Annotated in this window: 7 protein-coding genes; all 7 read right to left on the bottom strand. The window is 48.2% G+C overall.

From position 1 onward, the window contains the following. Positions 1–1,628 (bottom strand): hypothetical protein (locus J4G07_21140; protein MCE2416493.1); only part of this gene is annotated, 1,628 nt, incomplete at its 3' end. A 58-nt stretch (positions 1,629–1,686) separates the two neighbouring features. Continuing rightward, complete coding sequence (locus tag J4G07_21135; GenBank protein ID MCE2416492.1) at positions 1,687–2,823, bottom strand: hypothetical protein; 1,137 nt, start codon at positions 2,821–2,823, stop codon at positions 1,687–1,689. A 20-nt stretch (positions 2,824–2,843) separates the two neighbouring features. Then, the gene (locus tag J4G07_21130) at positions 2,844–3,740 is read right to left on the bottom strand and encodes a class I SAM-dependent methyltransferase (protein MCE2416491.1); all 897 of its coding nucleotides are present in this window, start codon (positions 3,738–3,740) and stop codon (positions 2,844–2,846) included. Between the two features lie 100 nt (positions 3,741–3,840). Beyond that, positions 3,841–4,836 (bottom strand): PD40 domain-containing protein, encoded by a 996-nt coding sequence (locus tag J4G07_21125; protein MCE2416490.1) that lies wholly within the window; start codon positions 4,834–4,836, stop codon positions 3,841–3,843. Between the two features lie 275 nt (positions 4,837–5,111). After that, positions 5,112–5,327: a hypothetical protein gene (locus J4G07_21120; protein MCE2416489.1), complete on the bottom strand. Its 216-nt coding sequence runs from the start codon at positions 5,325–5,327 to the stop codon at positions 5,112–5,114. Positions 5,328–5,421: 94 nt separating this feature from the next. Next, positions 5,422–7,056 (bottom strand): hypothetical protein, encoded by a 1,635-nt coding sequence (locus J4G07_21115; GenBank protein MCE2416488.1) that lies wholly within the window; start codon positions 7,054–7,056, stop codon positions 5,422–5,424. Further along, the coding region (locus J4G07_21110) for a glycosyltransferase (GenBank protein MCE2416487.1) at positions 7,029–7,491 on the bottom strand (463 nt) is incomplete at its 5' end. The genes J4G07_21115 and J4G07_21110, both read right to left, overlap by 28 nt.

The following is a 7,491-nucleotide window of genomic DNA, read 5'->3' as shown; positions in this document are numbered from 1 at the left end:
CACAAAATATAGTCGAGATACTTCTCAGGATATTCTTGTGTTATCAGAAGTTGTCTGATATTTTCCGCCACTTCGGGATAACCGTGGAGGCTCGTAAACGGCGTTATGTCTTGTGCGGAAGGCTTCTCCTTTTCTTGTGCGATAAACTGGAGTTTGAAGTCAATTTTGTTACCAAATTCCTTGACAATCGGAATAATTTTTTCTTCCGCTTGAACTCCGTAGGGACAATAACTCATGACAAAAAGTTCCAGTGTCGGTCTCCCCATCCGTGCTGTGCGGGAGGTCAAGAGTTCCTCCAAGTTCATCGGTGATCGGCTATGGTCAACATCCTTGGTATGCAGTGCCACCACCTCATCGAACCCTGGAGAATGTTTCGTGTCGTGGCAGTCCAAACACAGCGATGTATCCGCAGCACTGCGGATGTTGCTCTTTTTCGGGTTACTGACATGTTGTTTACCGGGGCCGTGGCATGTTTCACACTGCACATCCTTGAGCGTAGAATCTTGGTCACCTATCTGAAATCCCGTTGGATAACCGAGTCCAGTGGTATGACAGGAGACGCACCCTGAATCGAAGTAGCGTTCCTTTTTCAGAAGGGTTTCAAAGGCAAAAGCGTGCCGTGTTGCTGACCACTGGAGATATTCTTGCTGATGACACCGCTGACACGCCGTCGCTGAGACATACCCGTTCTGTTCATCCTGTTCCAAATGTTGCTCAGCAAAAAGAGGCGTGATGTCAGACGATTGTGAGACCTCGCGATAAAAATCAGTGAGCAGTTGACGCACGGATTCGGATTCCTCTACATCACCTGTCAACGCCAATTGTGTCGCGTGATAACGTGTGAGTTCTCCATCTGAACCTATCCAAAGTGCTAACACTCCTAACGTTTTGCCTTCAGGTTTGGAACCGACATGAAGGGTTCCGGATTCGGATGCTATTGTTTCGGTTTCATCAGGACGGATCACAACATCAACATCGTGCAGTTCTGTATCAGAAGGTGTGCCGAGGGCGATGCGAACGTCTGCGGTCAGGGCGTGTTCGTTGCTGTTCTCGCCTGTGCCGACAAACGCCACGGAGAGGTCGCTTACCTGTTTTACGATAAATGGCTCGGTCGCCGTGCGGGCTTCTGCAAGAAATGGAAAATTGGCGTGTTGGCGATGCTCTGTTAAATACGCATCGTCGTAGCTCAAATCGCTTTGACTCAGTGCCACTGCATCGTATCCCATCATTGACATCGCCTTGAGGTTGACCTGACATCGCTTGGCATCGATCGCTTCGGTGCCATCAAAGATGTCGCCTGCGTCAACAAGAAACATTGAAAATCCATGCTGACGCAGCTGCTCCACCAAGTGCGCACGCCTGGGCAGGCCGCCAGACTGTTCTTGATAACACCCGCACGGCTCCAGATGGCTTTTTGTGCCACCGGTATATAAGATGACTACGGAAGGCGATTCGCTGCTTTTGAGTTCCGACAGAACTGTTCCTAATCGTTCTCCGAAAACGGGACGCGCCTGTTGCTTGACTTCTTGTATCTGGTTAAGTCTTTGAGATTCTGCCCAGTGTAAGTAAAAAGGCGGTAAAGCTACGGCTACAGTCAAAAGAATTAAAATAAAGATCGCACGTTTCATTATAGGTAAAGTAAATCAAATCAAAGGGTGTTGATTTGCGCTCCTTTCAAGTATAAAGTTAAAATAACTGCACCAGTTTCAGATAAAAGGGACCCTGGCAAAGAATCGTCAGCAGGGCACCGATAGAAATAACAGGGGCAAAGCGAATCGAGGGTTGGACGTTTATCTGATTGCCGAATTCGGCAAATGCACCCGCCGCCGCAAGGTTTTGTAATTGATTAATCTCCTCTGTCGTTAGACCTGCGGGGTCCGGTGAGATAACAATACTATCCTCCTGACCGCTTGAGAGCACAACCTGTTTCTTCTCGTATCGGACAGTGCCGTCGGGGTGTTCTACTCGAACAATTTGTTCCGCAGGAATCATACCCACCTGAAGACCGCTCACATCAACGGCAGTATCCAGTGTGATACTCGCTAAACTCAGAACCAACTGCTTCGCAATCACAAAAACCACGATATAGAGCCCTAAGAAAAAGGCGAGACCCGAGAGCAATATTGACACGGAGGGCGTTGCTTGCACGGTTAACCAAATAGCTATGAAACTAATGACAGCATAAGAGACCGGCGTTTTCGGCAGCAGGGACAGGAGTTTCTGTATCAACGTGAAGGCTACCAAAACGAAAACGAGGCTCAGGAAACGATCCAGTTCCCATCCAAAGTGTTGTAACAGATAGGTGAATACAGACCCGATACCAATAAGCACAAGCAAACTGAAAAGTTTTTCGATCAGTTCTTTTTTTTGGAAGTTTGATTTAAGGAAATGCCGAAGAAGGTCCAACTTATTTCGCATGAACACGAACTTGAAAATCAGATAGCCCAGGACTCCTATCGAGTACGGAACAATGATATTGAGGGCGAGTGTCAAAGGCGGAAAACTCAAAGCACCGCTCAGGTCCCTGAACAGTGATAACGGGAAGATTAAGCAGAGTCCCCAAAAGAGTTTGGAGTCCCCTGGCGAGAAAATACCGAACCAATAGAGACCAAACGCAATAAGCCCACCTCCGAGGAAAAGCCCCAAGATATACAGCGGCGTTGTCGTGCCAAGATACCACGCCATCAACTGGCTGAGGGTTCCTACATAGAGGAGTCCGAGAGAGCAGAAGTTGCGAATCTTCTGTGTCTTCAGGTCGGTATAACTCGCATATCCACAGAAACCGAGTGCTAAAAAAATCAGAAAGTATTCGTAATGAGACATAATATAAGAAGAACCTTTCGTTATGGATTAATACTTAACGCGAACGTATCAACGAAGGAGCCTGTTTGACGTTGGAATTCCTTCGTCTCAAAGTCAATAATCTTGAGTCCAACTTTTTTGTACAGGGCTAAGACTTCATCTGGAGAATTAAAATCGTAGAGGTGCATCAACAGCGGTAGCTGCACCGGGAGTGCTGTTATTAAGTATCCACCCGGTTTCAGCACGCGCATCGCTTCTAACAAGCCAGTTTCTGGATATGGGATATGTTCAAGTACTTCAACAGCGATAACCCCATCGAAGGTATCGTCAGGATAGTGTAGACTGCGAACGTCTCCGACTGATAATTCACTCCTGTCCAAAACTATCTTTCGCTCCAAAAGTCTTTGGGCATGGTGAAGGCAGTGCTGGCTAACATCAACACCGCCAACTTGCCACGAGGCGTTCTGCTGTAGAATAAATGCTGTTAATACACCAGGACCGAAGCCGAGATCACAGAAATGTGATTTCTCTTTGAAACAATCCAAATGCTTACCGATGAATGCCTTTCGCTCCAAAGCAGGTGGAAACGCAATATAGTTCAGGTGTTCGCTGATTGGGTAATATTTTGTTTCGTAGAGTTTCGTTTTTACCGTTTCAAAGTCCCTATCTGCTGTGAGTTGAGTAGGAATCTCAAGTGCAAAAAGTTGTTCAACAGTTATCTCGCCACAGTAGAGAATATCGCTTACAATTTCTTCAGTGTGTGCCCAACTTGTTTCCGGTTGTTGAATCAGCGTTTCTGTCTGCTCCAAAATGGAGGACAATAGATACTGGAGTGTCTGATCAAAACGGGCGCGATGGTATTCCGCGGCGTGCGGATATGTGTCTGTATGTGTTTGAAGTCGTGCCTCAAACGCTGTTTCAAATTCGGGATAGTTCATTCATCAGTTACCTTTTTTCGTATCGGACTCGAAGTTGATTGATATTACGGTCACAATAGCTTATCAGCAGGATAGAGAAAGACTATGTTTCTGGTGGATCCTACTCCCGTTTCAGTTCTCCCCACATTGTCGTTAGCAGCTGGGGTTGGGGTGAAACCGGTAACGCATACGCAGGATCAAACCAGTCTTCGGGTGTATTCCATATCCCAATATCCGTGAGTTGATCGGGTTGTTCTTCCCCCAAGACGATTTTGAAGATTTGTAAAGACCTTCTGGCTTCTTCACTATCTTGGGCATAGAGCAGGGTATCTCCCTGCGGCGACCAAACAGGCGAGGTAACCTCTGGACCCGCTTCATCAACAATCTGTGTAAGCCCGGTCCCATCCCGATTCACCGTATAGATCGTCTCTGTTTTAAGGAAGTCAACAAATGGGACGCGATGAAGCCAAGAAAAGGCAAGTTTATCACCTCTCGGAGACCACCTCGGAGCCCGGAGCCATGAAGGTGTCGCCTTAGGGGGAAAGAAGGCCTTTTGCTTTCGCGTCCGCACATTAAGAATATTGATTTCCCAGCGTTTCGCCCCCGTTTTAACAACAAAGGCGATTTCGGTGCCATCGGGAGACCACGCCGGAGTACCTCCGATAGCGACTCGCTCCTCATTTTTTCCATCGCTTGTAGCGATGTAGATGTACCCGACACCCGCATCAAAGCGTGTGTAAGCGATCTGTTTGCCATCAGGCGACCACTCAGGATGCCGTCTTTCCTCTGATTTTCCGAAAACAGGTCGCACGTTTTGACCATTAGGATCCATCAGATAGAGATCCCAGCTGCCCAGAAACCGATCTCGGTCAGAGGCAAAAAGAATCTGCTCTCCTGTGGGGGACCAGGCACCATAGATGTCATCTGCTCGGTGGTTCGTTATGTTCATCTGCGCACTTCCATCAGGATTCATCAGATAAATCTCTCGATTTCCTTCGCGATTTGCCCCAAACACAATTTTGGCAGTATCCGGTGGCTTGGCAAAAACAACACAAACTCTCACTCCCAAGGTCACAAGGGTAAAAAAGAAAAAAAGAATTGGCATCGTTCGTCTCATCGAAAATCCCTCCTGGATCGGCAAGCGACGCGGCCCTGTTGTTAAGATTTATATTTCTTACTCTCTGCGATCAATATCACTTCCCTTGGCTATAGCACGGATTTTCTGAACAGGTGGCTGCGCTTGTTGAAACCTACCACGCAAAACGCCGAGTCTGCCCAGGGAAAAATGACTCACTTTGTCTATTATTGGAATGGAAAGTTGTATTCAAAATCACTGGGATGCGTCAAGGTAAAAACCATCGCACCCCAGTAATCAATGAAATTGCCTCAGTTTTACATGCAAGTCCCTACACTGCATTTGTGAGGATGATGAGGGCAATGTGCGTCAACCATACACTCCCACGCTTCTGCCCGTGGTGTGCCAACAACGGCTTGTGCCAGCAAGAGACTTCCTGCGGCTACGCCGAGGGTCAATGGGGATTTGATACCCACCTTGCCTTCCTCAGATTGGACGAATTCGCGGATTTTACCGCGGAGATTCTTTTTCATTTTAGTTTTCCTCCTTTCTGCCGGTGCTTCTCTTCCGGCAAGATTGACTTCCCAACTGTAGTTGGGAAACCCATTTCCAAGACGAATTCATTCGCTACGGAAGTGAAGCCTTCCCTTGGAAATGCTTGAAAACTGCCTCGATTTCAGCAGGTGTGTGCCGTTCCGCTAACATTTCTATCAAAGCGGCTTGAAGGCAGTCATATCTATGAATCCCCAGGCGATATACGCTGGATTCGGTGGTTTCAGTCCCCACGTTATACCGACGACAAAAGACCGACGGGGACAAATCTATTTCATTTCTGAAAGCATTCACGCTTTGCTGATGCCCTTCTTCAAGGCACTGAACGATTTCTTGTGCTACTTTTTCCCAAGTGAATTTTTGAGCCAAACCTTTTGCAGCATCTTCGCATTCGACACGTGTAGGAGAGGGTTTTAACCACTGATTTATCGTGTTTGACAACTCGGACATCGGGACACGGAAATTACCGAAATCATTCCCTTCCGACTCCACAACGGCACCTGCACCTGCTACTTCCGGAGGCATCCCATATTTCGTCATCGCAACACACGGCGCACCATACGCCATCGCCTCTAAAACAATCGACAGCGGGGTACCCGGCATCGCAGGGAAACACACGAGATCCAACGCTTGGAAGAATATCGGCAACACCGATCGCGTTTCTTCGTCATCGGCACTGAAAATGACGACATTCTCTGGTGGATGCCGATACTGTTGCTCTAACAGTGTATCATACACAAAGATCGCCAGATGTGGGTTGGCGCGCGCGAATTCAGAAATCCATACGGCACCCCGACTCGGCTCAAAGCCAGAGATCAGCCCGACAACCGGTTGCTTCACAAACATCGGTTTGTCAAAGAGCGCCGCGGTGTGCTGTTTTGCCAATGCCTTATCACCGATCGGCGCAACAACGTCTATCCCATCCGGGATCACGCGCACGTTGTCGTCTGGCATCCCTAATTCAGCGATCCATTCCTTCATCCACGAGGCTTTGACCACCAGTGTATCTTTTGGACTTTGGAACGCACAGAGCGTCAAGAGCGTTTTCAGCAGAACGTGTTGTAGCCGCTGGGTCGCATCTATGCAGTGAACAATCGGCACATCGGGAACTCGATAGTATAACAGATCGTCCGTCAAGAACTGTGAGAGCAGCAGGATACCGTCATAGCCATCCATCGCATACCAGGGCGATGTCAGGGCATTCCCTGCCGCTACGTCTATGTTCCGAACCCGAACCGCATCGAGATCTTGAAAGTCCTCCTTCTTTTCCTCAGGAAACGACAACGTTTCCAACTCGGCGAACGCCGCAAGGTGCGTCAAAAACTGATAACGGTTGAGATTCGTGAGGTAGTCCAACGACGACTTCTCTCCCGTAAAATGGAACGGGACCAATACTTTCGGTTTCTGATCGCGCGGCTGCCCCTGTGCAACCGTTGGTTCCACTGCCGCAACGACTCGGTGCAGAAGGATTCCTTGTCTTCCGAGTTGTTCCAAGCGTTCGATCCCATCAAAGATAGCAGTCAATTTATAGTCTTTTCTCAGGTTCTCGACGATCTGATACCGCGTCTGCGACGCATAACATGACAGAATTTCCCATTCCACGTCATTTAGCTGAACGATGTCGCCCGTTTCGAGATCGGCGGCATATTTGCGATCGTCCTGTTCAAATGTATGATGCTGTTTTAAGCGGTAACGCCTGTGAGATACCATTTTGTGCTCCTCATGCAGTTCCATCGACTAAGCCGCGAACCCTTTTGAGAATCGCTCTTGCTTCTGTTTCGTCGGGCACCCATTCGGGTATGCTCTTTCAAAATGCTCAGCACCAGCCCATTTTCAACACGCAGCGGATACACCGCGTCCCGTATGAGACACCGCTCGTAATGCTCGTTCATACTCAGCACAAACGATTTATACGTCGGTTCTGGGTGTTCTTCTTCTGACGGTTGTGCCGGGGTGAACACGTTTAAGAGTCTATTCGGATTGATCAGTTTCTTTTTCCGGTGAAGTTCCTCAAATAATTGGACGATGCGGCGCGCCGTCTTATCCCACGTAAACAATACCGCACGTTCCCTTGCCTTCTTTGAAAGCGTCTGCCACAATTCAGTGTTATTCAAGAGTCTGTTAATCTTATCGGAGAAATCTATC

It is taken from the genome of Candidatus Poribacteria bacterium (assembly GCA_021295715.1).
Lineage (GTDB): Bacteria > Poribacteria > WGA-4E > WGA-4E > WGA-3G > WGA-3G.
This window is presented reverse-complemented; position numbering and strand designations above follow the sequence as displayed.

What these genes read in the sequence shown, in the direction of transcription:
- J4G07_21130 (MCE2416491.1), bottom strand. Translation starts at nt 3,740, where the DNA reads ATGAACTATCCCGAATTTGAAACAGCGTTTGAGGCACGACTTCAAACA.
- J4G07_21115 (MCE2416488.1), bottom strand. Translation starts at nt 7,056, where the DNA reads ATGGTATCTCACAGGCGTTACCGCTTAAAACAGCATCATACATTTGAA.
- J4G07_21120 (MCE2416489.1), bottom strand. Translation starts at nt 5,327, where the DNA reads ATGAAAAAGAATCTCCGCGGTAAAATCCGCGAATTCGTCCAATCTGAG.
- J4G07_21135 (MCE2416492.1), bottom strand. Translation starts at nt 2,823, where the DNA reads ATGTCTCATTACGAATACTTTCTGATTTTTTTAGCACTCGGTTTCTGT.
- J4G07_21125 (MCE2416490.1), bottom strand. Translation starts at nt 4,836, where the DNA reads ATGAGACGAACGATGCCAATTCTTTTTTTCTTTTTTACCCTTGTGACC.